Genomic DNA, 25,865 nt, shown 5'->3' with positions numbered 1-25,865 from the left:
GACGGGTAATCAAATACAGTTGCGCTGCAACATCAGATTGTGCATGATTCGCAAGCGTTCGCTCCGATTTCGTCGTTGTTTTCCGTAAATGTACGCACATAATAAATGGATTTTGCGCCTTTTCTCCATGCATAATTGCGCAGAATATTCAGGTCGCGTGTCGTCATTTTGTTGGTGCGCCCTTCTTTCCATTCGTACATGCCTTCCGGCAATTCGGAGCGCATGAACAAAGTCAGGCTCATGCCTTGGTCGATATGTTTTTGGGCAGCGACATAAATATCGATGACACGACGCATATCGATATCATAGGCTGAACGATAATAAGGCATCGTTTCGTTGGAAAGCTGCGGAGCCGGATAATAAGTCTTACCGGTTTTCTTCTCTTGCCGCTCTTCAATCAGACGCGTGATCGGGTGCAGACTTGCACTCGTTTCATTTACGTAACTGATCGAACCTGTCGGCGCAATCGCCAAACGGTTTTGGTGATACAAGCCGAATTCACGGATGGATCCCTTCAAATCAGACCAATCTTCCTTCGTAGGTACTTTGATGCCTTCAAAAATATTTTTCACTTTTTCGGATTGGAAGACGACATCTGAATCTGTGTATGCATCAAAATATTCGCCTGTATAGTAGGTGGATTTGTCGAAATTGACGAATGCCTCTCCGCGCTCCTTAGCGATTTTGTTGCTGGCCGCCAACGTATAATAGTTCAAAAGCATAAAGTAGATATCCGTGAATTCGATCGATTCCGGCGAACCGTAGTGCATCTGATTGGTTGCGAACATCGTGTGCAAGCCCATGCCGCCCAAACCGATCGTGTGCGCTTGATCGTTCCCGTTTTTGATTGTAGGGACCGCATCGATGCTTGAATGGTCGGTTACGTAAGTCAAGGCGCGGACCATCGTTTCGACCGATTTTCCGAAATCAGGCGATTTCATTAGATTCGGAATGTTCGTGGAACCCAAATTGCAGCTTATATCCGTTCCCAGTACTTCATATTCTTGATTATCATTCAATAAGGAAGGTTGCTGCACTTGCAGAATTTCCGAGCACAGGTTGCTCATGACGATCGTTCCTTCCACGGGATTGGTGCGGTTGGCCGTATCGATGTTGATGATGTACGGATAGCCGGATTCCTGCTGCAGTTTGCTGATTTCGTTCTCAAGGTCACGGGCTCGGATTTTGGATTTGGATATTTCCGGATTGTTGACCAGATTTTCGTATTCCGCGGTGATGTCGATATAGGAGAACGGTTTGCCGTAGATCCGTTCCACATCATAAGGGCTGAACAGGTACATCTGATCGTCCTTTGCCGCCAACTCGTAAAATTTGTCCGGAATGACTAGGCCCAGCGAAAGTGTCTTCACGCGAATCTTCTCATCGGCATTCTCTTTTTTCGTGGACAGGAAAGCGACGATATCCGGATGGAATACATTTAGGTACACCGCACCAGCTCCGTTGCGCTGGCCAAGCTGGTTTGAATAGCTGAAACTGTCTTCGAGAAGCTTCATGATCGGCACGACGCCGCTCGAGGCATTCTCGATTTTTTTTATTGGATCCCCGGCTGCACGGACGTTCGACAGGTTCACGCCGACGCCTCCGCCGATGCGAGACAACTGCAGAGCGCTGTTGATCGTTCTGCCGATGCTGTTCATGTCATCCGTCGTTTGGATCAGGAAGCAAGACACCAATTCCCCGCGGCGTTTTCTGCCTGCGTTCAAAAAAGTAGGCGTCGCTGGTTGGTAACGTTGATGGATCATCTCTTCCGCCAAGTCGACAGCCAATTGTTGGTCCCCGTCAGCCAAAAAGAGTGCGTTGAAGACGATCCGATCTTCGTAACGCTCCAAATAACGTTTGCCGTCATTCGTCTTCAGCGCGTACTGGGTATAGAACTTATAGGCCGCCATGAAAGATTTGAAACGGAATTTCTTGTTGTACGTGTCCTGCATCAACTTTTTGATGAACTCGAGCGGGTATTTCTCCAGGAATTCTTTTTCGATGTAGTCCTGTTCGATCAAATAATCCAATTTTTCATCCAATGTATAGAAGAAAACTGTGTTCGGATTCACATGCTCCAGAAAATACGCCCGCACGGCTTCCTTATCCTTGTGCAGGGGGATGGCGTTATCAATCGGACGATTGATTTCGTTGTTCAATTTATAATAGGTTACATCATCTGTTTTGGTTACTAATTTTGGACTATCCAAGTTCCATCACCTTCTCTTTCAAAATCTGAATGTCTTTCTCGTTTCCTTGAAACTCAAACAAGTGCAGCAGCGGGACGCCATAGTCGCGCGCCAAGTCTTTTGCGGTAAAGCCAAAAAGCTTGCCGAAATTCAGGTTCCCGCCACCTGCCACGCCCTTGAAGTAAGTCCGGTTCTGATCGGTCTCGATGAAATCGGCCAGGATATCCGTCACCTCTTTGTCGTAGGTCGGGGCCACGATGATAAAGGGCTCCTCAATCTTCCGGAATGCATTCTCCGCCGTCAATTCAATCGTTTCAAGGTCCAGTTTCTTCACGAACTTCCTCGTTTGGCCGGTCAACGACATAAACACTACCTTCATTTTGCATCACCCTTTTCCAAACTGTTATTCATTCATTATACGGTTGTGAAGATAGAATTACAACAAGAAAAGACACAACATGTAGTATGTGATTTTCGCAACCACACAACATATCGTGCCTTTGTTTGTATTTTCACTTTAACCGCCCAAGATTTGCGCAGCAGCGAATGACTGCCACCGGCGACATTCCAGAATTTTATTCTAACATAATTCCCCGGAAGCACCTCCTGATACGCTCCGGAAATCACAAGCTTGTGTAGAATTTTTTTGCAAGGCGTTCGAGCACTTTCGGATCATCCACGAAAAAGCCGTGGTTGCCACCGGGAACGATAAATTTATGTGATCCGGGAATCAGGCGGTGCATCGCCTCCGTTTGGTCATCGCGGATCAGATCGAACTCACCCGCCAACAGCATGGTTGGTGCCTGGATGCTGCGCAAGGCTTCAGCCGAAAGGTCCAATTCCTCCAGCATCAGATTGTGGATACAGAGACGATGGATTTTTTCCGGATCGGTATCCGGCAAAGCCAGCAGCTCTTCGTATCGTTCCAGCGTTTCTTCATTGCAAGCATCGGTCAGGCCGTCCGCTTCGTAATTTGCCCCCATCGCAATCAAAGAAGCGACCCGCTCCGGATGATGGGCCGCAAAATACAGGCCCAGATTGCCTCCATCGCTGAATCCGAGCACGTGGACCCTTTGAATCCGCTCCTTTTCGAGCAATGAAAGGATGTCCTCTGCGATCTGCTTGAAGGTCAACCGCTCCACTCCCAGATCCGAGCTGCCATGTCCTCGCGTATCAAGCGCATAAATGGTGAAGTGTTTCTTGAAAAAGGGAAACTGCTTCGCGAAAATGTCCGAACTTTCGCCGTTTCCGTGCAACAGAAGCAATGCATCACCGGTACCGCCTACCTGATAGTAGAGTTTTCCTTTTCTGGTCTTCAATGACTTCCCTTTCATACGGCAATGCCCCTTCCTTCTATTTATTCTGGCAAACGCCAGTCGATCGGTTCCATACCGAACGATTTGAGTGCTTCATTCGTTTTGGAAAAAGGCTTCGATCCAAAGAAGCCTCTATAGGAAGATAACGGACTTGGATGCGGCGATGTGATCACGACGTGCTTCGTTGTGTCGATGAACACTTTTTTGGCTATCGATGCATTTCCCCAGAGGATGAAGACAACCGGTTCTTCCCGATCGTTCAGTGCCCGGATGACGGAATCGGTCAACAACTCCCAACCTTTACCGCGATGGGAATTGGCTTCCCCGCTGCGGACAGTCAGGACCGTATTCAGAAGGAATACGCCTTGCTTCGCCCAAGCTGTCAAATCACCATGTTTTGCAATCGGAATGCCGAGATCATCCTGCAGTTCCTTGTAGATATTGACCAAGGAAGGCGGCAGCTTGACCCCTTTCTGCACGGAAAAGCTCAACCCGTGCGCTTGGTTGGGACCGTGATAAGGGTCCTGTCCCAGTATGACCACTTTCACCTTTTTGTAAGGCGTCAATTCGAAGGCTTCCCATATATGTTGCATCCCGGGATAAACCGTCTCGTTCAGATACTCTTCCTTCAGGAATGCGCGCAATTGCTGATAATACGGCGCTTCAAATTCTTTTTCCAACTTTTCTTGCCACTCGTTATGGATAATTGCTTTCATGTAACCACCACCATCTGTCATTTTTTCATTTCCGGATGCGACTATCTTAACATAATGTGCGGACCTTTTTCAGTCCATCCGCTCCCCAGACGATTATTTTAGACGGCCCTGAACAAATTTTCAGTGAAATTGAAAAAGCATGGTAGAATATAAATGTGAATATACTGCAATTACCGAACAGGAGGATGAATGTATGATTGAACTGATCGTCTCGGATATGGACGGCACATTATTGAACGATAAGATGGAAGTCTCCGCATCGAACGTGAGCGCCATCAATGAAGCAAATAGATTAGGTATCAAATTTATGGTCGCTACCGGCAGAGGGTATACCGAAGCTGTGCCGGCACTGCAGGAAGTCGGCATCGACTGTCCCATGATCACGTTGAACGGCGGGCAAGTATTTGATGAAGACGGACAGTTGGTCGAAAACCTGGGGATCGATAAAACAACCACCCACCATATTTTGGAGGATGTGAGAAAACACGGACTCTATTGCGAAATTATGACATCCAAGGGCATATTTTCAGATGACAAAGTGCGCCGGATCGAGTCAATGTCCTCCTTGCTGCATGAAACAAATCCTGATACAACCTTCAAAATGGCGCTTGTTCTGGCTATCGCCCGTTTGGAAGTGATGCATGTAAACTACGTTGAAAACTTCAAAGAAGTTCTGGAAGACAACGCCCAGCAAGTCCTGAAGATCCTGGTCTTCAGTGATACCGGTCAAAGCGAACTGGATCCGATCCGCACCAAACTGGCTGAGGACAGCCGCGTGGTCGTGACCTCCTCCTTCAAAAATAATATCGAGATCAACCATGTGGAAGCACAAAAAGGGATCGCTTTGGCGAAGTTCGCCAAAAAAAGAGGGATTCCTATGGAAAATGTCATGGCAATCGGGGATAACTTCAATGATGTCTCCATGCTGAAAGTAGCAGGCGCCAGTTTTGCAGTGGCCAATGCGGAAGATGGGGTCAAGGAATTTGCGAAGTACCTGACTTCCAACAACTCAGAAAACGGCGTTGCCGAAGCTATCATGCGTTGCATCAACGAAAATTTGTGATCCCAAAACCGAAACACTGGTAGTTACACATCCTTCCCTTTCTACGTCTTTATAGGTGTGGAAAGGATGTGGAATGAATGGATGCGAACGTGGATGTGCTGGCTTATATGGAATTGATCAGCAATACCGGCTTTCCGATTGTGATTGCGATGTACTTGCTGCACCGGATGGAAAAAAAGCTGGATGCACTGGTCGGCGCGATTGAAGACCTGAGCCGGGCCTTTAAATGATCACTCCCTTGCCTCACCAGACCTAAAAAAAGCCCTGACATGACAGCTTTTATGCCATCATATCAGGGCTTTTTGATGCATATTTCCGAACGTTCCCAAATATGCCAGATTGGTTGACGTTTCTTTGTTAGCGTTTTTATATCGATCGGTTTTTGTGTCAGTTTTTCTAACATAACCATGTCGTTATATAATTGTAGTTTCTGTGAATTTAAAATATAATCTCAATGTGGTATTATATGAATATTCAAGCAGAGGCTTCATCGTAATCTCATGGTTATTCAGAAGGAATGCTGATTATAAGGAGGAAAAAATATGTTAAGCAAGAAACTGCGACTAAAGTTGCCGATGCTCTTCATGGCTTTGGGCTTTTTTATTTTTGGGTCAGCCCAGCACGAAATAGTTGAGGCAACAGAAACACAAAAGTTTGTCATAGCGACAGACACCACTTTTGCACCATTTGAATTCCAAGATGCGAACGGCGAATTTGTCGGCATTGATATGGAACTCATCCAAGCCATTGCGGAGGACCAAGGATTTGAAGTGGAGATTCGTCCTTTAGGATTCAATGCCGCGCTACAGGCCTTGGAAGCAAAACAAGTTGACGGCGTCATCGCCGGCATGAGCATCACGGACGAACGGAAACAAACCTTTGACTTTTCGGAACCGTATTTTGAAAGTGGCGTGGTCATGGCAGTTGCCGATGACAGCGACATCTCAAGCTACGAAGATCTGGAAGGACAGAACGTAGCCGTCAAAACCGGAACGGAAGGCGCAACATTTGCCGAATCCATCAAGGATGAATATGGCTTTACTACCACTGTTTTTGAAGATTCCGCTAATATGTATCAGGATGTCCTGTCCGGCAATTCTGTAGCGGCATTCGAAGACTATCCGGTAATGGCCTACGCCATTGAGGACCAAGGTCTGGCACTGAAACTGGCTACCGACAAAGAAGCCGGCGGTTCATACGGTTTTGCAGTAGCAAAAGATACAAATCCTGAATTGCTGGCAATGTTCAATGCAGGTTTGGCCAATCTGAAAGAGAATGGCACTTACCAAACCATCCAAGAGAAATACCTCGGTGCTTCTGTTGACACGAGCCTGGATGTCCCGGCACAAAACGGAAAAACTTTTATCATCGCAACCGACACAACTTTCGCCCCATTCGAATTCCAGGACGCTAACGGCAACTATGTGGGTATCGACATGGACCTGATCCGTGCAATCGCCAAAGATCAAGGTTTCGGAATCGAAATCCGTCCGCTTGGTTTCAATGCCGCCCTTCAAGCGTTGGAAGCTAAACAAGTGGATGCCGTCATCGCCGGTATGAGCATCACCGACGAACGCAAACAGACTTTTGATTTTTCTGAACCGTATTTCGAAAGCGGTGTGGTTATGGCTGTTGCTGCCGATAGCGATATCGACAGCTATGAAGACTTGGAAGGCATGACCGTGGCCGTCAAAACCGGTACGGAAGGCGCAACATTTGCCGAATCCATTAAGGATGAATATGGTTTCACTTTATCGACTTTCGATGATTCAGCCAACATGTATCAAGACGTTATCGCCGGCAATTCCGTTGCTGCATTCGAAGATTACCCGGTTATGGCCTATGCCATCGAAGGTCAAGGCATCGCATTGAAACTGGCTACCGAAAAAGAAGCTGGTGGCTCTTACGGGATCGCAGTCGCAAAAGACACGAACCCGGAACTGTTGAACATGATCAATACTGGATTGGCAAACTTGCAGTCCAACGGTACTTATGAAGAAATCGTCAACGACTATCTAGGGTCCGACACAGAAGCAAGCAACACTTCCTTCTTTGGACTAATCCAAGAAAACTGGAAAACATTATTGCAAGGTTTGGGAAGAACGATCCTGATCACTTTTGCATCCATCGTGATCGCTTTGGCACTGGGTATCGTCATCGGCTTGTTCAGCGTTTCCCCTAACAAAGGATTGAACTGGATTGCAACCATTTACGTTGACATCATGCGCGGTGTGCCATTGATCGTCTTGGCATTCTTCGTATACTTCTCGATTCCGCAATTGATGGGTCTCCGGATGAGTTCGACAGTTGCAGGGATCATCACACTGAGTTTAAATGCGGCAGCTTATCTGGCCGAAATTTTCCGCGGCGGTATCAAAGCAGTTGATGTCGGACAGATGGAAGCAGGACGCAGCTTAGGTTTGACTTATCAAACAACAATGAATAAAATCATTTTGCCGCAAGCAATCCGCATCATGGTTCCTTCATTCATCAACCAATTCGTCATTACTTTGAAAGACACTTCCATTTTGTCCATCATCGGACTTGTCGAGTTGACACAGACTGGTAAAATCATCATCGCCAGAACCTATGCTTCCGGTAATATGTGGTTGATCATCGGATTGATGTACATCATCGTCATCACGATCCTTACGAGGATTTCCAAAAAACTTGAAGGGAGATTAAAGAATGGCTAACGCAAAAATAAATGTCATGAACCTAAAGAAAAGCTTCGGAAGCAACGAGGTTTTGAAGGGGATCGACCTCGAAGTAGCTGAAGGCGAAGTGGTCTGCATCATCGGCCCTTCCGGTTCAGGAAAAAGTACCCTTCTTCGCTGTCTGAACAAGCTGGAAGAAGTCACTGACGGCCATGTGCTGATCGACGGAAAAGACATCACCGAAAAAACAACGGACATCAATAAAGTACGCGAAGAAATCGGTATGGTTTTCCAACATTTTAATCTTTTCCCGCACCTTTCGGTAATGGACAATATCACATTGGCTCCGGTTGAACTGAAACGTGGAAATAAGGAAGCCGCAAAAGTAAAAGCAGTGGAATTGTTGGAAACAGTCGGCTTGTCCGAAAAAGCCGATGCTTTCCCCAGCTCGCTATCCGGCGGTCAAAAACAACGTGTCGCTATCGCGCGTGCGTTGGCAATGAATCCGGAAATCATGCTTTTCGATGAACCGACATCCGCACTCGATCCAGAAATGGTCGGCGATGTTCTTGAAGTCATGAAGAAACTGGCAAAACAAGGAATGACCATGGTTGTGGTTACGCATGAAATGGGCTTCGCTAGAGAAGTTGGACATCGCGTCATCTTCATGGATGGCGGGGTTATTGTTGAGGAAGGCACGCCTGCTGAAGTATTCGGCAACCCGCAACACTCTCGTACGCAAGATTTCCTGAACAAAGTTTTGTAATAACATCAAGCAATAGAAAAGGCGCCGCAAGCTCTCTAACAAGCTTGCGGCGCCTTTTTTATTTCGAAAAAAGGCCACCTCTTCGCGGAGGCAGCCTTTCCTGTAGCAATTTTATTGCAGTATGGTGATCGTTAATGTTTGTCTGCCGAAAGCAAGAGCGGCATTCAGGTCTTCCATATGTAAGTCAATTTTATTCCCAACGATTGCTCCACCCGTATCCCCAGCAATTGCGATGCCATATCCCGGTACGCTGACTAAGCTTCCCAATGGAACCACGGAAGGATCTACTGCAATAACCGTCGGATTGACCGACAAGTCGATACCAGTAGCGGTAAAGTTGGATAGGCCTGCTTCATGGCGCGAATAGGCTGTTGCCGATACTACCAATGTCTTGCCCTGGGTAGCAGGTGTTTCCGTCACTGTTGGAGTAGTAACAGTCACGACTGGCGCGGTTTCAACAGAGGCAACGGAACTGTCTGTGATTTGGCTTACTGAAGGTTGCGCGGATGATGCAGATTGGGCAACCGTAGCAGCTCTACTCGCATCTGCAAATTGCTGTTCTTCCTCCGCTTTGGCAGCGGCTGCAGCCGCTTCGGCATCTGCTTTGGCTTGAGCCTCTTCGGCAGCCAAACGGGCAGCTTCATCGGCATACTCCGTTTTCACTTGCGACAACACAGTATGATTTTCGGAAAGGATGGCCTTCAAAGAAGTCAATTCTTCAGCCAACGCAGTGGATTCGGAATTCAGGCGGCTTTCTGCATCTTTGACTGACTCGATTTCATCAGCAAACTGCGCTTCCAATGCCGTTAGTTTCTCCTCTTCCAAAATCGCAGATTCAATCTGTTGATTGTCAGCTGCCTGTAATTGACCGACTAGATAGGCCCGGTTGATGAAATCAGCGAAATTTTCGGAGTCCAACAGCATTAAAACCTGATTCGTCGTTGCATCAGAAATCTGCAAGGCAACTAACCTCGTTTTCAGCTGTTCTTTTCGCGACGCGATCAGTTCTTTTTGCGCTTCGATCGCCGCTTTTGTTTCGATTTGGCTTTCTTCAGTCGCAACAATCTGTGCCTTCAAGTCATCGATCCCCATCTGCTTCAGGTTGATTGATGCCAATGTTTCACCAATTGTCACTTCCACAGAAGCGATTTGAGCTTCCGTCTTTTGTTCTTCTTGGGTTAAGGTATCTAAGGTGGAACCTTGAACTTGTGTAATGGAAAGGGTCAGACTTGCTGCCAAGCCGGCCAACATCAGTTTCCCTATACGCTTTTTATGATTCAAAATCTCACGCCTCTCTTTTCTCGTTGGAAAATGCTCCTTTATTATATCGAATTTCCCTTAACGGAGGGTTGCATTCCTTTTACCATTTCATTTCAAATGATTCAATCAACATTCATTTCGTCTTATAACGAGCAGCTTCGTAACCTTTCTGTAACATAAGAGCCCGTTCCGTAACATCACTCTGCCTTTCTTGCCTAAACAGTAACTAAAAAAAATATAATTTTATGACAAACTTGCCGAATTCCAGTAAAATGGAAAGTGAGGAATCTTGGAAGATCCGGGATTCAGAAGGAGACACTCATGTTATTAGAGAGAATAGGTTTAATCGATATCGGATCCAACACTATCCGTTTGGTCATCTTTGAAATCGATGAACACTTTACGATGTTCCAAGTCCAGAATATTAAGACCCCTGCAAGACTGTTTCAGTATTTGGACAAAAAGAAAAAGATGTCCCAAGCAGGGATCGATGTACTCATCAAAGTCCTGAAAAGTTTCAAATCTGTTGCTGATCAGTACCAAGTCAGCACGCTGATGCCGGTAGCCACAGCCGCCATCCGACAGTCGACCAACCGCGCTGACATTATTGCGCAAGTACGCAAGAAGACCGGCATCGAAATGATGTTGTTGCCGGAAGAAAAAGAAGCCTATTATGGGAATTATGCCGTTCTCCATACGACCCAATTCCCCAGCGGCATCACAATCGATATCGGTGGCGGCAGTACGGAAGTCACTTACTATGAAAATAAAGAACTCCTGCAATACCACAGCTTCCCGTTCGGGGTCGTGACCTTGAAGCAGATGTTCTTCGACGGCAAAGATCACAACGACCCGAAAGCGATAAAAAAGATGCAGGAATTTGTGAAAGAACAATTCAAATCGATCAAATGGCTCAGCAAAAAACAAGTGCCAATTGTAGCCATGGGCGGCTCTGCCCGCAGCATCGCAAATGTCCACCAACGCCAAGTCAATTATCGATTAGCGGGCGTGCACGGTTACCGTATGTACCGAAATGACCTCCAAATGACAGTGGATTTGTTCCAGTCATTGAGCATTCCGCAGCTGCAGAATTTGGATGGGCTGAGCCGAGACCGCACCGATCTGATCATCCCCGCGAACGTGGTATTCAATACCCTCTTTGATGAAGTGAAGGCCCCCGTGTTCTTGTTCAGTAACAAAGGCTTGCGTGAAGGCATCGTGATGGAATTTCTCAATAACAAGTACGAGAACAAAGCCTTCAGCGTTTTCAATATTGCGGCTCAAACAGTGAGCAGGCTGGCCGCCAGCTACCACACCTTGGCACACGTCGCCCAGCAAAGAGTGAAGTTGGTCGATATGCTATATGAGGAATTGTGCCGATTGGGAATTTTTGACAAGAATCCCGACATGGAAAAACTGTTGCATTTTGGAAGCTACCTTTATTATCTTGGACAATTCGTCGAGACCGGCGCCAGCTCGCAGCATACTTTCTACATCATTTCCAACAGCGATTTGAACGGCATCAGCCACAAGGAACGGGTAAGCATCGCTTTATTGGCCAGCTTCAAAAATCGGTCGCTCGTCAACCAGTACCTGTTGGGCTATACGGATTGGTATACAGTGACCCAGATTGATCAGCTGCAATCATTCGGCGGCATCATCAAATTCGCTGATGCCATCAATGACTCCCATATGGAGGTCATCCAAGACATCAAAATCAATAAGACAAAGAACGGGCACGATCTGGTGCTTTATTATAAAGGTGACATCCTTGCCGAAGAGTACCGCGCCGAGCGTCAACGAAAGCATATAGAGCGCCTCTTGAGCGGTAAACTTAACATTGTATTTACAAAAATTTAACAAAATTATGTTATAAATAAAGCTTACAAATCGAACGAACGGATGTGTAATATAATGGAATCAGATAGTAAACCCAATCTCGCTCATGCAGATTATTATTTCAATCGAGAGTTGAGTTGGCTGGACTTCAACAAACGTGTCATTGAGGAAGCGAAAGATCCTCAGAACCCTTTGCTTGAACAGCTGAACTTTTTATCCATAGCAAGTTCCAATCTTGATGAATTCTACATGGTTCGGGTTGCCGGATTACAGGATCAGTTCAAACTTGGCTACCATATGACTGACCGCAAAACCGATATGAGACCCCTTGAACAGTTGTCTGCCATCTCTGATAAAAACAATGGAAATATCGCCTTACAATATGAGTACTATTATGAACTTTTGAATAAATTGGCTGAAAAGAATGTCCGCATCAAAAAAATCAGCGACCTATCCAAAAGTGAATTCGCGATTATAGAAGAAACTTTCCATGAGCAAATTTTCCCTGCTTTGACGCCGCTCGGGATCGATGCATACCGCCCCTTCCCTAACCTGAACAACAAACTGATTCACATTTTTGTCAATTTGGAAAAGGAGGACACGACCCGAGTTGCGATTGTGCCTGTTCCCGCTCCGCTGCAACGGTTCATCTTGTTGGATGAAGACAAAAGCGACATCGGCATCATCCTGCTGGAAGACGTCGTGCGCCATTTCATCCATACCTTATTCAAAGGTTTCACCGTCACAAACAGTTTCAGCTGCCGGATCACCCGCAATGCGGATTTGGAATTGCATGAAGATGGTGCGGATGATCTGCTTTTGGTCATCCAGGATTACCTGAAGAAGCGCAAAAACGGGATGGCCGTCCGACTTGAAGTCGACACCCGCGATACAATCGAGTCTCTCCAGGGAGACGTGCGTTTTTTGCAGACTGAACTGGATCTTGATGATCGCGATGTCTACCTGATCGATGGCCCGTTGGATCTTACTTTCCTCAGCAAATTGACGCGCTATCTGGCGATTGCTTCGCCAGAAGACGTATACCCTAGCTTCTCTCCGGTAACACCAAGAGATCTGACCGGAAAAGACATCTTTGATGTGGTCGAAAAACAAGACGTCTTCTTGCACCATCCTTATGATTCGTTCGATCCGGTCGTCGATTTCATCAAAAGCGCCGCTGAAGATGAAGATACGATTGCCATCAAGCAGACCCTTTACCGTGTCAGCAAAGATTCGCCGATCATCGAAGGATTGAAGACTGCAGCCGAATCCGGCAAGCAAGTCACTGTGCTTGTCGAGCTGAAAGCCCGTTTCGACGAAGAGAACAATGTGCAATGGGCCAAAGAATTGGAAGAAGCCGGTGCTCATGTCCTTTACGGGATGACCCACTTGAAGACCCACAGCAAAATCACGATGGTCGTAAAGAAACAGCATAACCGGATTGTTCGATATGTCCATCTGGCAACCGGCAATTATAACGATAAGACCGCCAGACTTTATACCGATATGTCCATCTTCACCGCAAATAAGGAGATCGGTGAGGATGCAACAAACTTCTTCAACTACTTGAGCGGCTATTCGGATCAGCCGGAGTACAATCATCTGCATGTGTCGCCTTTTGAAATCCGCGATTCATTCATTGAGTACATCGACGACGAAATCGCCTCCCACAATCAATTCGGGAATGGGCATATCCTCGCAAAAATGAATTCCTTGACCGACAAGCGCGTCATCATGAAACTGTACGAAGCCAGCCAAGCCGGCATCCGGGTCGATCTGATCATCCGCGGCATCTGCTGCCTGAAGCCCCAAGTACCGGGCGTCAGCGAAAACATCCATGTCCGCAGCATTGTCGGCCGCTTCCTGGAGCATAGCCGGATCTACTATTTCCATCATAATGGCGATGAAAATCTTTTCCTGTCCTCCGCTGACATGATGACCCGTAATATGATCAAACGCGTCGAAATAGAGTTTCCGATCCTAGACAAAGCCATCAAGAAGGAAATCCTTTCCTTGATGGATGTCTACCTTGCGGACAACACGAAAGCGCGCGAACTGTATCCTGACGGGACCTACCGGCACGTTCGCAACGACAAGCCAGCGGTGGATGCGCAAAAGTATTTCATGGAACTGGCGAATAAAGAAAAAGAAATCCCAACACTCTCCGAAAAAGATTCTTGGTTAAAAAAAATCCAACGTAGATTCAAGAAATAACGGCAGAAAAAAAAGAAGGTCAAGAGCTGCGCTCTTGATCTTCTTTTTCTGCCGTTATTAGGCTATTTGATTGTTTTTCGAAATTGCCAAGCCGATCGCAAACCCGATTACGGATGGGATCAGCCACCCCATTCCGATATCGGATAAAGGGATCGCTGAATCGGTCCAGGCGATGACACCGTTCATGCCGACAGCGTCCTTGATTCCTGGCGGCAAAGCTTTCAGGAAATCAATGGTCGCGAAAGGCAACGTGAATAGGGTCGTCATCTGGTAGACAATCGTGCGGTCATTGAACAGGCTGCTCATGATCGACAGTAAAATCAAAGTGATCGCGAGTGGATATAGGAACATCAACACCGGAATGGAGAACGCGATGATCTGGCTCAAGCCCAGATTCGCCAACCCGAAGGAAATGGCTGTGAAAAGATAGACGTATTTTTTGTAGTCCAATGAGTTGGGAAACATAAGCACGAACGTTTCGCTGATGGCCGTGATCAACCCGATTGCTGTTTTTAGACAGGCCACGGTGATGATGACCGCAAACAGGACAGCTCCAAACATTCCGAAGTACTCGTTTGAGATCTGCGCTAAAGCGATGCCACCGTTGTCGCTTATTTCAAAAACACCACGGCTTGTTGCGCCCAAGTAAACCAGCGAACCGTAAATGACAGCCATCAACAGCATGCTGATCGTTCCGGCTTTTATCGTATCCCTCGCGATGGTAGTCGTTTTTGTGACGCCCAAACCTTGGATCGTCGTTACGACGATGATGCCGAAAGCCAAGGAAGCCAGCGCATCCATCGTGTTGTATCCTTCCAAAAAGCCTTTGAAGAATGCGCCGGTCTGATAGCTCGCATCCACCGGGATTTCACTCGCTGTCCCCATCGGCGCGAAAAAGCCGAAGAGAATCAGAATCGAAAGAAATACCAGGAAAATCGGGTTCAGAACCTTGCCTACCCATTTCAAAATTTCCGATGGCTTCAGTGAGAACCACAGCACCGCCGCGAAGAAAAGCAACGAGAACAGGAACAACGCCATTTTTGTCATCGAAGGATCCAGATAAGGCGCAAAGGCTGCCTCGAACGAGACGGTCGCGGTACGCGGCGTCGCAAAGAAAGGTCCGATCGTCAGGTATAGTGCCGCTGTGAAGAACACCCCGTATTTCGGATGGATTTTGCTCGCCATTTCCAGCAGGCTTTCTTTACCGGACAGCCCCATCGCCACGATACCCAGAAACGGCAGCCCCACTGCCGTCACGATAAACCCTAATATCGCCGGAATCAAGTTTTGACCAGCCAATTGCCCCATATGGACCGGGAAAATCAGGTTGCCGGCACCGAAAAATAAGCCGAAGAGCATAGATCCTATGTATAGATATTCTTTATTCGATAATTTCTTATCCATTAAGTCTCAGCCAACTTTCTGTTTCAATTTTGTTCATTCTATCATGGCATTTCCTCTGTTACTATAATTGGCAGCGCTAACCGAAAAAAACTTACCAATTTCTCATTTTTAAAACTATCCCACGAGTATTGGTTGTCATCCGCAAAATAACGGCAACATTACAATAAACGAGCACAAATGATTGCCACAAAAGAAACAATCTTACTCGTTTTTTGTAAACAGTATGTAAAATCCTTTTATTTTTTCAGGAATATGCTAGAATTAATTGACTATAAACAAGAATTGAGGAATGTAAAAAAATGATTACCGTATCAAATGTCAGCCTACAATTTTCCGATCGCAAGCTGTTTGACAATGTCAATCTAAAGTTCACCCCTGGTAACTGCTATGGCGTCATCGGTGCCAACGGAGCTGGAAAATCTACTTTTTTGAAGATTTTATCAGGCGTCATCCAGCCCACCACCGGAGATATCATTATGGATCCAAATGAACGTTTAGCTGTACTGAACCAAAACCACTATGGTTTCGAAGACCATCAAGTACTGGACACTGTCATCATGGGTCACAAACGTCTTTATGCCATCATGGATGAAAAAAATGCCATCTATGCAAAAACTGATTTCACTGAGGAAGACGGCATCAGAGCCGGCGAACTTGAAGGCGAATTTGCCGAATTGGATGGATGGGAAGCCGAATCCGATGCTGCAAGTCTCTTGCAAGGTTTAGGAATCGGTGAAGAATTGCACTTCAAGCAGATGAGCGACCTATTGGAGCCGCAAAAAGTAAAAGTTTTGCTGGCGCAAGCATTATTCGGCAAACCGGACGTATTGCTATTGGACGAGCCGACAAACGGTTTGGACAAAGAATCCATCGAATGGTTATCCGAATTCCTGATCAACTTCCCTAACACCGTCATCGTTGTTTCCCATGACCGTCACTTCCTGAACACAGTATGTACGCATATGTGTGACGTTGACTTCGGAAAAATCAAACTTTATGTCGGTAACTATGACTTCTGGATGCAATCCAGTCAATTGGCTTCTAAACTGGCAGCCGATTCCAATTCGAAAAAAGAAGAGCAGATCAAGGAGTTGCAGGACTTCATTGCGCGATTCAGTGCAAATGCATCGAAATCCAAACAAGCGACTTCACGTAAAAAGACGTTGGATAAAATCACGTTGGATGATATTCAACCATCATCCCGTAAATATCCTTTCGTCGGCTTCACACCAGAACGCGAAATCGGTAATGACTTGCTGATCGTTTCGAACCTTTCCAAGACAATCGATGGCGTCAAAATTTTGGACAAAATCAGCTTTGCTTTGAACAAAAATGATAAAGTCGCTTTCGCAAGCCGCAAAGATATCGCTACTACCACCCTCTTCAAAATTTTGATGGGTGAAATGGAAGCTGACGGCGGTACCTTCAAATGGGGCGTCACAACGTCACAAAGCTACTTGCCGAAGGACCACACGAATGAATTCCCGGTTGCCGACATCACTATCTTGGAATGGTTGCGCCAATTCGCAGGCAAAGAAGAGGACGATAATACCTTCTTGCGCAGCTTCTTGGGCCGCATGCTGTTCTCAGGTGAAGACGTCATGAAGAAAGTTTCTGTCCTATCCGGGGGAGAAAAAGTACGTATTATCCTATCGAAAATGATGCTTACCAAAGCAAACGTCTTGGTATTGGATGATCCGACGAACCACTTGGATCTTGAATCCATCACTGCTTTGAATGACGGCATGATCGCCTTCAAGGGCGCGTTGTTGTTCACTTCACACGATTACGAGTTCATCAACACTACTGCGAACCGCATCATCGAAGTGACTCCAAACGGCGTCGTGGACAGAATGGAAACAACCTACGAAGACTTCTTGGCGGATAAGGATGTCCAAGCAAGAATCAATGCACTTTATAAAGATCAAGCATAAAATCGGCACGAAAAAAAGAGGAACAAACCGAGCGTTCGGGTTGTTCCTCTTTTTTTTATACTTTTTTCCAGATCATGTGGGCTTCGCAGGCCAGGTCTTCGCCGTTCATGATGCGGTGCGCGGTGATGATTTCGCCGTTCTCCGCTTCTTTCGTCGACATGACGCTGGTGATGCTGTTGCCGTATTCGACCTCTTTTTCATACTTGATCGTAATGGCAGCCATCTGGTGATCCATGATGAATTTCGGATTGATCGTGTTGATGATCCAATCGAAATATTTCGCGTTGTTGACATGGCGATTGTAGTCAATGTCCAGGTATCTGACGCGGAAATCCTGTTCCTTGCGGTTTTCTGGTTCCAATTGGATCGGCTTCTGCATGCGCACTAGCGTCCGGATTTCATCGGCCTGATAGACGGTCAGCAGGTCTTTTTGGATCTGGACCATTTTACGGGTCTCGATGTCCATCATGACGAAGTTCGTCATCACTTCCACACACAGTTGTTCGCTTTCATCGTAAGCTCGGAAGCGGCGATAGGTGAAGAAACGGTTATAGCTCATCGCTTCCGTTTCCAGAATGATTTCTTCGCCTCGGTGCGGCATGCGTGCGATCTGCATATCGTACTGCACGATGATCCAACTAAGTCCTCTCTCGGACATCTGATCATTCGTGTTCCCGAGTGAATCGCTTTGTTGACCCGATAAGTCCATCATCAGGTTGACGAGCGATGGCAAAGTGATTTCCCCGGTGGTGTCACATTCATAGCCTTTGATACGATGGGTTCTGCGATAGATTAATCCGCTCAAGGTTTCCCCTCCAAAATCAATATTATAATAGAAAGGATACCACACATTTCAGGGTGAACCAACCAAAAAAGTGAGAAATATCAGACGCGTAGTTGCTGTCTGTCGTTGTAGAATTCGCGGTATGCCAAGAAAGAGGCGATGTAAGAGGAGATACTTGTCGCCGCCACCAGCATGAAAGTCACCATGATTTGATACATGATGGCTGTCATCGGTACGGTACCGGCAAACATCAGACCCGACATCATGCCCGGCAAGGATACGATACCCACTGTTTTGGCGGAATCCAAGGATGGCTGCATGCCGGATTTGATTGTCTCCCTCAAGATTGTGCGCGATGCTTGATTCGGAGTCGCACCGAGAGACAGTTTTTCCAGAATCTGCTGGCGCTGATCACGGAACAAGGAATTCAGGTTGCGGTAGCACAAGCCGATGGTCGTCATCGCATTCCCGGCTATCATGCCGGTGATCGGCACAATCTGTGATGGGATAAATTTGACGGAACCCGATAGCACCAAGATGGATAACGTCAAAATCGCTGAAGCAGAGATGGCGATAAGCGAAATCTTCAAGGAATTTGGGATACTGTTGCTGCGTTTATGGGCATTCCATGACGCATTGAAGACGATGACAGCGACCATCACCAAGGTAACGATTGTATTGTTCACATTGAACAGATACGTCAACACGTACCCGACCGCAATCAACTGCACAACGGCTCTGGCAATGCTGTACAATATGTCTTTGGCCGTGCCTAATTTTTCTTTGTAAGAGATGTAGACTCCCACCATTACCAACGAAAAGCTCAACATAAGCGTGATTGGACTGACTTGTAGATCCATCTTAATTCCCCTCTCCTTTTACGATTTTACCTGCAACGATATGGATGTTCTTATCCGCCAAGCTGGATTCTTCCTCATTATGGCTGACCATGATGATCGTCATATCGGCATGCTCCCGCATTTCCTCGAGCCATTTCCAGATGATTTGGCGATTCGCTTCATCCAAGGCGCTCGTCACTTCATCGAGCAAGAGGATTTTCGGTTGAAACAAGACATTACGTATCAAAGCGACTCGTTGTTTTTCCCCGCCGGACAAGGTATTGATTTCTTTATCCAAGTATTCCTTCGGCAGCCCGAGCGACTCTAAATAGGATATGGCTTTCTTTTCATCAAATTCTTTTTTGCGGATTTCGTAAGGAAAAACCAAATTATCACGTACGGTTTTTCCGAACAAAACGGGTGTCTGGAACGTATAGGAAACCTCCTTGCGGTATTCGGTGGGTTCGTACGCATCCAGCGCTTTGCCTTGGTAGCGTATTTCGCCTTCAGTACGCGAAAGGATCGTCGCGATGATTTTCAACAGTGTGCTTTTGCCGCTTCCGGACGGGCCGGTTATCGAGAGAAACTCACCCTCCTCCAGCGAATAGGTGATGTCGTCCAGAATGACTTTGCCGTCCGACACAAAACTCAGATGTTCCATTTCCAATAATGCCATTTTTAAATTACTCCTTTATCATTCAAATTGCGGCCGAAACTGTTGCGAACACCAAAAATCGCTGTACAGATTGGCTATACTTCATTCCTCTATTCTATCACTACTTCCTGCATTTTCACTAATGATAATAATTATAATTTAGTAATAAATGTAAAAAGACAACCCCTGATCGGAGCTGCCTTTATCACAAGCATCTTTATTCTTTCAATTCAGAGTACGAAATCAACTGGATTGCCTCATCTTCCCGAATCCGATCTGCAAAGTCGGAATGCATTAAAAATTCCGCCATGTAGGCCCGTTCTTTTTGAAGACTGCTCACGCGTTCAAGACTTGCGTCGACATAACCGGGATGGACGATCAATTCAATCGAGGTGTCTTCTTTTTCCAAGACGGCCATGATGTCATCCAATTTTTCCATCACGCTCATCCCTAATTCAGCGTGCGGTTTTTCAGCTGCAAAACCGAGATCGAATTGACGATCCGTGTGCAATACCCCATGGCTGCCTTCAAAGTGGTCCCGGATCGGCAAATCGTACTGGATCGCCAACGACAGGATGACTTTGTTGAGCGGCTCCACCATATGCACATGGTGGTGCGAATCCAAATGCGTTGGTTTGATGCCCGCTTTGCGCACCTTTTCGATCTGCGCATGCCACTCCGCATAAACTTCATCCAAATCCAGCGACGCCGCATGTTGCTGCACATATTCCCGAGTTTGGAAACGCCCATTGGCACTGATGCTGTCTGCATCAGGCAATAGTGGCTTCCCGAGCGTCAAATTCAGATGAACCCCGATTTCCAGACCCGGATGATCGGATGCCAATTCCACTGCATGATCGAATGCGGCTCCGTTCGCCAGCAGGGTCGTTGAAGTGGTGATGCCGTATAGAAAACTGTCGATGATGCCGTAGTTCACGCCATTTGTGAGACCAAAATCGTCTGCGTTGATGATTACTTGTCCCATATTTCATTCTCCTGTCTGTTTCGGATGGCGGTTCAGCTTCAAATCGCTTTGACTGCCCCACCATCCACATATAGTGTGCTGCCGGTGATGTACGTATTCGCCTCTGAAAGAAGGAAAACGACGGCTTTCGCGAATTCTTCCGGTGTACCGTAACGGCCCAAAGGAATGCCTGCGATCGCGTTCTTGTCGACTTCCGTTAATGGCAACTCTTTCGCTTTGGCGTTCGCTTCATTCAGATATTTCAGGCGATCGGTTGCGATTTTTCCCGGTGCAACGACATTCACAAGGATATTGTCAGGCGCCAGTTCATCGGCAAGCGTCTTGCTCAGGCCGACGATGCCGTTCCGGAACGTATTGGAAAGCACCAGATTAGGCAACGGCGTCTTCACCGAAATCGAAGCGATATTGACGATGCGACCGCCCTCTTTGCGCAGATCGGGCAGCACTTCGCGGATGATCCGGATGTAGCTCAAAAGGTTCAATTCGAAAGCCTGTTGCCAAGCCTCATCGGAAAAAGAATCGAATGTCCCGCTTGGCGGACCGCCTGCGTTGTTCAACAAGATATCAATTTTTCCGAACACTTCATGCGTCCTTGCCACCAGCTTATGGATATCCTCATTTTTGGTGATGTCGCAAGGAAAATAAGCGACCTTTCCGCCATGCAAGGCTTCCAGTTCTTCTTTCACTTCAGCCAACTTGTCTTCGCTTCTGCTCGTGAGCATGACGTGCGCGCCTTCTTTGACGAGTTCCTTCGCCACTGCCTTGCCCAATCCTTGGCTCGAAGCAATGACCAGCGCCACTTTGTTCGTTAATCCCAGATCCATTTCGGCTCCTCCTTCAACTGCTTTATTATCCTGATCTTCATATCCATACTATAGCCCAAAAGCGTCCACATCACTAGCATTTCACTCACTCCACTGCATATGTCCCTGCTCGCCCCCAGGATAGTCTGTTATAATGGTAGATGAACTTATTTGCCTTACCGATAAGATACGCGCAACTTTTTTATTACAAATACTAACCCGATGGACAGGAGACTTTCCCATGAGAATACTGCATACAGCCGATTGGCATCTGGGCAAAATCGTCAATGATTTTTCCATGCTGGATGACCAGCGCCATTACTTGATGAACCTGATAGAAACACTCAAAGAAAAAGAAATCGATGCGATCATCATGGCCGGAGACCTTTACGACCGCGCTTTGCCGCCGAAAGAAGCGGTGGCGCTTGCCAACCGTACGCTGACCAGGATGGTGAAAGAATTGGGCGTGCCTGTATTCGTCATCGCCGGCAACCACGACAGCAACGAGCGGATCGAATATGCCGCCGATCTGCTGGCCGAGAGCCGCCTCTATATAGAAGGAACCATGAAGAAAGAGGCCATCCGAAAAGTTGCCTTCCAGGGAACCAACTTCTATCTGCTGCCCTTTGCGGATCATGTCTATGTCCGGGAAACGCTTCAAGATGACACCATCAAAAATATGGAGGATGCCGTTCGTGCGCAGTTGGCGACCATCAAAGCAACGATGAACCCGGATGAAGTAAACATCCTGATTGCGCACGGCTATGTGATCCAAGCCGGAAACGACACGAGCGAGCCCTCCGATTCCGAACGTCCGCTCAGCATCGGCACTTCCGAATACGTGGATGTGTCGCTGTTCGAGGACTTTGATTACGTCGCTCTGGGCCATCTGCACAAGGCCCAGAAAGTCAAAAACGACAAAGTCCGGTATAGCGGCTCGATCCTGAAGTATTCAAAATCGGAAACCCCGCATCAAAAGCAGACGAGTATCGTAACGATAGAAAAAGGCAAACTGGAAATCGAACCCCTCCGCATCAAGCCTTTGCGCGATATGCGCACGATCAGAAGCACATTTTCCGAGTTGATGAACGGCCAATCCGACGATTACCTGTTTTTTGAACTGGAGGATACGGAATATGTGCTGGATGCGATGAACCAATTGCGCCGTCGCTATCCGCAGGCGATGGGCCTTGAATACGTCAGCCGGAGAGAGACCGAATCGGTGGCCTTGCAGCATAACCGGGAGGATCTCCAACAGCTGTCGTACCCGGATCTGTTCAAGGACTTTTATGAGCAATACCGCGCCATCGAATTGGATGAATCCGGTCAAAAAATCGTTGCGGATGTCTTTGCCGCTTTGGGAAGGAAAGATTAGATGAGACCCTTAAGATTAGAAGTGAGTGCCTTCGGGCCATACAAAGAAAAGATCGTATTGGACTTCACGCAATTCCAGAACCAGACGCTGTTCCTGGTGAGCGGGCCAACAGGTGCCGGCAAAACCACGATTTTCGACGCCATTGCTTACGCACTCTACGACGTCGCCAGCGGCAGCAGTCGGGAAAAGGACACATTCAAATCCCAGTTCGCAACGGAGGAGTCGGTCTGCTACGTCGATCTGACCTTCGAATACAACGGGAAGACTTACCGAGTCCGACGTTCCCCTGCCCAGATGGGTCCTGGGAAGAGCGGGAAAATCATCAATCTTTTGGCTGATGTGGCCTTTTATCACGATGACACCGTGACGACAAAAGCGCGCGATGCCAATGCGGAAATAGAGCAGTTGCTTTCCTTGAACTATGAGCAGTTCAAACAGATCGTCATGCTGCCGCAAGGGGAATTCAAAAAACTGCTGGAATCGAACAGCAACGAAAAAGAGACGATCTTCCGGAACATCTTCGGGACCGAAATCTTGAAAAGTTTCCAGGAGGAACTGAAGGAGAAAGCCAGATCGCTCCAGAGCCAAGCGACTTCCGCCCATGATTCCCTGCAGACCGCCTACTCCTTTGCTTCCGGAATAAACGATGACGCCCTGCAGGAAGTACTCATCTTGCAGGACACCGAGCGCATCCTAGTTCGGATCGCTGAACTGCTGGCGGCGCTCGAAGAAGAACGCAACGCCAAAGAACGGCAGCTCACGGGTTTGCGTTCACAAAGCCAATCCGCTTCCGATACCATCAAACTGCTGGAAGACATCGCCCAGCTGGAGGCAAGGCAGAAAGTTCTTGAGGAAGAAGAGGCTTTTGTTGTCGATTGGAAAAGGCAATTGAATCGCCATGAACAAGCCGTCAAAGCCGAGGAAAAAAGATTGCAGTGCGTTGCAGCATCCACAAACCAGAATGCAAAACAGGAACAAGCCAAACAAAATGACGATCTTTTTGACCAATTGAATCAGGCTGCACACGATAAAAAACCGGCGTTCGAAGCAGCTGAACGTGCCCTTTCCCTGATTCCAAGCTTGCGTGAGCAGGTCGACGCCGTGAAGGAACAGGAAAAACAGCTTACCGCCTTGGCGAAGAAAGAAAAAGAACTTACCAGATGCCAACAAATCTGCAGCGATGCCACGAAAGAACTGCAGAAACAAATGGAACTCAAACAAGCCCAAAAAGAAAATCAGGAACAGTGCCAGCAGAAGTTTGCGGCTGTGAACCATGCCCAAAAGGACACCTCCATCATCCAAGAGCAATTGAGTGCTTGCAGAATGAAGGTGCAGCAAGCCGACCAGCTCCACAAGAGGATTGCCCAAACCCAAAAATTACTGGATGATCAACGTGTAAAAGCCGCGCGATTCCTGAATCTCGAAAAAGAATACATGACGATCGATCAACAGTTCAAGGATGAAACCCTCCTATACAACCGCAACATCGCCGGCATCTTAGCCGAACAGTTGGTTGGCGGAGAAGCATGTGTTGTCTGCGGTTCACAGGAGCATCCCGCACCCGCGCAAAAAACGGCGGAGACACTCTCGGATCAGGAACGAGAGCTGCTGGAGAAGAAACGGAATCAGGCCTATGCGGATTACCAACAGGCAACTGCGGAACTTTCCGGCATCAGCAAACAACTGGCTGACCTATTCGATGAGTTCGCCGTTCTATCTGAAACTTTCGAAATCTACAAGGAAGAACAGAGAGAAATACGCGATCAGGAGATCGCATCAGAAAAAGCATTCCTGTTGGAGCTGAAAAAGCTGCAGAAAGTACTTAATGAAGAAGAGGCCCTCTTCAAAGAGCAAACCGACACCGAAGCGAAGCTGCAAGAAATCGACAAGAACTGCCTTGCCCTTCAGCAGACGTTGCTCTTGAACGAAACCCTTTCCCGGGATCTGCTGGTCGAGATTGACCAGGATAAACAAGTTCTGGGCGACAAGGAGCTCGCAACCGTTCAAAAAGAGATTCTGCAGCTGAACGAAAAGATTGAAACTGGCACAAGCGACTACAACAAACTGAAAACCGAGCTGCTGGAACTCGAGAAACAGACAGCAGTCTGCCTTGCCAACCGCACCACCTACTCAGCTCAGGTAGAGGAAGCCACCACTGCTTTGCTGGATGCTGAAGCGGTATATGCAACCATGTTGGCCGCTGCCGGTCTGGAAGAGCCTTTCAACCAGCTGATTTTGGACAAGTCACTGTGTCTGGATCTCCAGAAAAAAATACGCGCGCATGAAGACGACCTGAACGTCACTGCGACCCGTTTGCACGATCAAAGGAAAGCCGCAGCAGCACTGGATCCGGATCAGTCAATTGCTTCCTATGCCGATCAAAAAGTACTTCTCGACAATGCCATCCGCGAGTCGGAAGAGCAAAAAGACCAGCTCGCAGGCGACATCCAAATGCTCAAAAAAGCGGACCAAGAAATCGCCGCAATCTACAAAAAGCAGCAGCAGATCATTGCCGATTACCAAAAATACAGGACATTGTCTGATATCGCCAACGGTACCAAAGAAACCGACTATATTTCCTTCGAACGCTATGTGCTGGCAATCTATTATGAAGAAATCATCGAAGCCGCCAACCTGCGCTTCCAACAAATGACCAACAACCGCTATCTGTTGTTGCGCAAGGAGGACATAGGAAAAGGTGCCGGAGCCAAGGGTCTGGACCTGGATGTATTCGACCATTACACAGGGCAAACCCGCAGTGTCAAAACGTTATCAGGCGGTGAAAGCTTCAAGGCATCCCTTGCGCTTGCGCTTGGACTCAGCGACGTGATGCAAAGTCGAAGCGGCGGCATCCAGATCGATACACTGTTCATCGATGAAGGCTTCGGTTCACTGGATCCCGAATCATTGGATTCCGCAATCGAAGCGCTGTTCTCCCTGAACAGCAGTGGACGTTTGGTCGGGATCATCTCACACGTCGAGGAATTGAAGACGCGGATACCGGTCCACATCGAAGTCAACCGCACGGCGGAAGGCAGTACCGCAAAAATTATCCTCTAGACAAAG

At 47.3% G+C, this 25,865-nt stretch carries 20 protein-coding genes; 9 read left to right on the top strand and 11 right to left on the bottom strand.

The annotated features are described in order from the left end of the window. Nucleotides 1–32: 32 nt before the first annotated feature. The 4 genes from nrdE to AC0J5I_RS08890 all read right to left on the bottom strand — a co-directional run bounded on the left by nrdE (nt 33) and on the right by AC0J5I_RS08890 (nt 4,221). Nucleotides 33–2,210 carry a class 1b ribonucleoside-diphosphate reductase subunit alpha gene (nrdE, locus tag AC0J5I_RS08905; RefSeq protein WP_475299475.1) on the bottom strand — a complete coding sequence of 726 codons (2,178 nt, stop codon included), beginning with the start codon at nt 2,208–2,210 and terminating at the stop codon, nt 33–35. Then, entirely contained in the window at nt 2,203–2,568 is a 366-nt protein-coding gene (nrdI, locus tag AC0J5I_RS08900) for a class Ib ribonucleoside-diphosphate reductase assembly flavoprotein NrdI (protein WP_475299474.1), read from the bottom strand. The genes nrdE and nrdI overlap by 8 nt, the downstream gene beginning before the upstream one ends. Before the next feature lie 244 nt (nt 2,569–2,812). Then, nucleotides 2,813–3,523 (bottom strand): alpha/beta fold hydrolase, encoded by a 711-nt coding sequence (locus AC0J5I_RS08895; RefSeq protein WP_475299473.1) that lies wholly within the window; start codon nt 3,521–3,523, stop codon nt 2,813–2,815. Between the two features lie 23 nt (nt 3,524–3,546). Then, entirely contained in the window at nt 3,547–4,221 is a 675-nt protein-coding gene (locus AC0J5I_RS08890) for a uracil-DNA glycosylase (RefSeq protein WP_475299472.1), read from the bottom strand. 193 nt (nt 4,222–4,414) lie between these two features. On the opposite strand from AC0J5I_RS08890, the gene AC0J5I_RS08885 reads away from it, so the two are divergent. The 4 genes from AC0J5I_RS08885 to AC0J5I_RS08870 all read left to right on the top strand — a co-directional run bounded on the left by AC0J5I_RS08885 (nt 4,415) and on the right by AC0J5I_RS08870 (nt 8,707). Continuing rightward, nucleotides 4,415–5,284 (top strand): Cof-type HAD-IIB family hydrolase, encoded by an 870-nt coding sequence (locus AC0J5I_RS08885; protein ID WP_475299471.1) that lies wholly within the window; start codon nt 4,415–4,417, stop codon nt 5,282–5,284. Between the two features lie 77 nt (nt 5,285–5,361). Further along, nucleotides 5,362–5,514, top strand: a complete 153-nt coding sequence (locus AC0J5I_RS08880) for a YvrJ family protein (RefSeq protein WP_084253768.1) — start codon at nt 5,362–5,364, stop codon at nt 5,512–5,514. A 312-nt stretch (nt 5,515–5,826) separates the two neighbouring features. Continuing rightward, complete coding sequence (locus tag AC0J5I_RS08875; protein ID WP_475299470.1) at nt 5,827–7,980, top strand: amino acid ABC transporter substrate-binding protein/permease; 2,154 nt, start codon at nt 5,827–5,829, stop codon at nt 7,978–7,980. Further along, entirely contained in the window at nt 7,973–8,707 is a 735-nt protein-coding gene (locus AC0J5I_RS08870) for an amino acid ABC transporter ATP-binding protein (protein ID WP_475299469.1), read from the top strand. The genes AC0J5I_RS08875 and AC0J5I_RS08870 overlap by 8 nt, the downstream gene beginning before the upstream one ends. A 111-nt stretch (nt 8,708–8,818) precedes the next feature. Here the strand turns inward: AC0J5I_RS08870 and AC0J5I_RS08865 are convergent, their stop codons facing one another. Further along, entirely contained in the window at nt 8,819–9,988 is a 1,170-nt protein-coding gene (locus tag AC0J5I_RS08865; protein ID WP_475299468.1) for a 3D domain-containing protein, read from the bottom strand. Between the two features lie 300 nt (nt 9,989–10,288). On the opposite strand from AC0J5I_RS08865, the gene AC0J5I_RS08860 reads away from it, so the two are divergent. After that, on the top strand, nt 10,289–11,827 hold the full coding sequence (locus AC0J5I_RS08860; RefSeq protein WP_107995055.1) for a Ppx/GppA family phosphatase: 1,539 nt from the start codon (nt 10,289–10,291) through the stop codon (nt 11,825–11,827). Nucleotides 11,828–11,881: 54 nt separating this feature from the next. Beyond that, on the top strand, nt 11,882–14,020 hold the full coding sequence (locus AC0J5I_RS08855) for an RNA degradosome polyphosphate kinase (protein ID WP_107995054.1): 2,139 nt from the start codon (nt 11,882–11,884) through the stop codon (nt 14,018–14,020). Nucleotides 14,021–14,077: 57 nt separating this feature from the next. Here the strand turns inward: AC0J5I_RS08855 and brnQ are convergent, their stop codons facing one another. Then, complete coding sequence (gene brnQ / locus AC0J5I_RS08850) at nt 14,078–15,424, bottom strand: branched-chain amino acid transport system II carrier protein (protein ID WP_475299467.1); 1,347 nt, start codon at nt 15,422–15,424, stop codon at nt 14,078–14,080. Nucleotides 15,425–15,723: 299 nt separating this feature from the next. Between brnQ and AC0J5I_RS08845 the strand changes: the two genes are divergently transcribed. Further along, complete coding sequence (locus AC0J5I_RS08845) at nt 15,724–17,358, top strand: ABC-F family ATP-binding cassette domain-containing protein (protein WP_107995052.1); 1,635 nt, start codon at nt 15,724–15,726, stop codon at nt 17,356–17,358. Between the two features lie 55 nt (nt 17,359–17,413). Here the strand turns inward: AC0J5I_RS08845 and AC0J5I_RS08840 are convergent, their stop codons facing one another. From AC0J5I_RS08840 to AC0J5I_RS08820, 5 genes are all read right to left on the bottom strand, one after another. Further along, nucleotides 17,414–18,163: an acyl-[acyl-carrier-protein] thioesterase gene (locus AC0J5I_RS08840; RefSeq protein WP_475299466.1), complete on the bottom strand. Its 750-nt coding sequence runs from the start codon at nt 18,161–18,163 to the stop codon at nt 17,414–17,416. A gap of 80 nt (nt 18,164–18,243) precedes the next feature. Further along, nucleotides 18,244–19,002 (bottom strand): ABC transporter permease, encoded by a 759-nt coding sequence (locus tag AC0J5I_RS08835; RefSeq protein WP_475299465.1) that lies wholly within the window; start codon nt 19,000–19,002, stop codon nt 18,244–18,246. Nucleotide 19,003: 1 nt separating this feature from the next. Then, a complete protein-coding gene (locus tag AC0J5I_RS08830; RefSeq protein ID WP_475299464.1) occupies nt 19,004–19,657 on the bottom strand; it encodes an ABC transporter ATP-binding protein in 654 nt (217 codons plus the stop codon). A gap of 196 nt (nt 19,658–19,853) precedes the next feature. Next, a complete protein-coding gene (locus tag AC0J5I_RS08825) occupies nt 19,854–20,621 on the bottom strand; it encodes a ChbG/HpnK family deacetylase (RefSeq protein ID WP_475299463.1) in 768 nt (255 codons plus the stop codon). 38 nt (nt 20,622–20,659) lie between these two features. Further along, the gene (locus AC0J5I_RS08820; RefSeq protein ID WP_475299462.1) at nt 20,660–21,445 is read right to left on the bottom strand and encodes an SDR family oxidoreductase; all 786 of its coding nucleotides are present in this window, start codon (nt 21,443–21,445) and stop codon (nt 20,660–20,662) included. Nucleotides 21,446–21,665: 220 nt separating this feature from the next. On the opposite strand from AC0J5I_RS08820, the gene AC0J5I_RS08815 reads away from it, so the two are divergent. Both AC0J5I_RS08815 and AC0J5I_RS08810 read left to right on the top strand, forming a co-directional pair. After that, nucleotides 21,666–22,799 carry an exonuclease SbcCD subunit D gene (locus tag AC0J5I_RS08815; protein ID WP_475299461.1) on the top strand — a complete coding sequence of 378 codons (1,134 nt, stop codon included), beginning with the start codon at nt 21,666–21,668 and terminating at the stop codon, nt 22,797–22,799. After that, the gene (locus AC0J5I_RS08810; protein WP_475299460.1) at nt 22,800–25,859 is read left to right on the top strand and encodes an AAA family ATPase; all 3,060 of its coding nucleotides are present in this window, start codon (nt 22,800–22,802) and stop codon (nt 25,857–25,859) included. Nucleotides 25,860–25,865: the final 6 nt, after the last annotated feature.

This window comes from Trichococcus sp. TS_SC_9 (assembly GCF_056156325.1).
Note: the sequence above shows the minus strand (reverse complement) of the source record. Positions and strands in the feature narration are given on the sequence as shown.

Excerpts from the sequence above, each read along its gene's own strand:
- AC0J5I_RS08835 (WP_475299465.1), bottom strand. The coding sequence starts at position 19,002 with ATGGATCTACAAGTCAGTCCAATCACGCTTATGTTGAGCTTTTCGTTG.
- nrdI (WP_475299474.1), bottom strand. The coding sequence starts at position 2,568 with ATGAAGGTAGTGTTTATGTCGTTGACCGGCCAAACGAGGAAGTTCGTG.
- AC0J5I_RS08825 (WP_475299463.1), bottom strand. The coding sequence starts at position 20,621 with ATGGGACAAGTAATCATCAACGCAGACGATTTTGGTCTCACAAATGGC.
- AC0J5I_RS08810 (WP_475299460.1), top strand. The coding sequence starts at position 22,800 with ATGAGACCCTTAAGATTAGAAGTGAGTGCCTTCGGGCCATACAAAGAA.
- brnQ (WP_475299467.1), bottom strand. The coding sequence starts at position 15,424 with ATGGATAAGAAATTATCGAATAAAGAATATCTATACATAGGATCTATG.
- AC0J5I_RS08870 (WP_475299469.1), top strand. The coding sequence starts at position 7,973 with ATGGCTAACGCAAAAATAAATGTCATGAACCTAAAGAAAAGCTTCGGA.
- AC0J5I_RS08815 (WP_475299461.1), top strand. The coding sequence starts at position 21,666 with ATGAGAATACTGCATACAGCCGATTGGCATCTGGGCAAAATCGTCAAT.
- AC0J5I_RS08845 (WP_107995052.1), top strand. The coding sequence starts at position 15,724 with ATGATTACCGTATCAAATGTCAGCCTACAATTTTCCGATCGCAAGCTG.
- AC0J5I_RS08890 (WP_475299472.1), bottom strand. The coding sequence starts at position 4,221 with ATGAAAGCAATTATCCATAACGAGTGGCAAGAAAAGTTGGAAAAAGAA.
- AC0J5I_RS08820 (WP_475299462.1), bottom strand. The coding sequence starts at position 21,445 with ATGGATCTGGGATTAACGAACAAAGTGGCGCTGGTCATTGCTTCGAGC.
- AC0J5I_RS08875 (WP_475299470.1), top strand. The coding sequence starts at position 5,827 with ATGTTAAGCAAGAAACTGCGACTAAAGTTGCCGATGCTCTTCATGGCT.
- AC0J5I_RS08885 (WP_475299471.1), top strand. The coding sequence starts at position 4,415 with ATGATTGAACTGATCGTCTCGGATATGGACGGCACATTATTGAACGAT.
- AC0J5I_RS08830 (WP_475299464.1), bottom strand. The coding sequence starts at position 19,657 with ATGGCATTATTGGAAATGGAACATCTGAGTTTTGTGTCGGACGGCAAA.
- AC0J5I_RS08855 (WP_107995054.1), top strand. The coding sequence starts at position 11,882 with ATGGAATCAGATAGTAAACCCAATCTCGCTCATGCAGATTATTATTTC.
- AC0J5I_RS08860 (WP_107995055.1), top strand. The coding sequence starts at position 10,289 with ATGTTATTAGAGAGAATAGGTTTAATCGATATCGGATCCAACACTATC.
- AC0J5I_RS08895 (WP_475299473.1), bottom strand. The coding sequence starts at position 3,523 with ATGAAAGGGAAGTCATTGAAGACCAGAAAAGGAAAACTCTACTATCAG.
- AC0J5I_RS08880 (WP_084253768.1), top strand. The coding sequence starts at position 5,362 with ATGGATGCGAACGTGGATGTGCTGGCTTATATGGAATTGATCAGCAAT.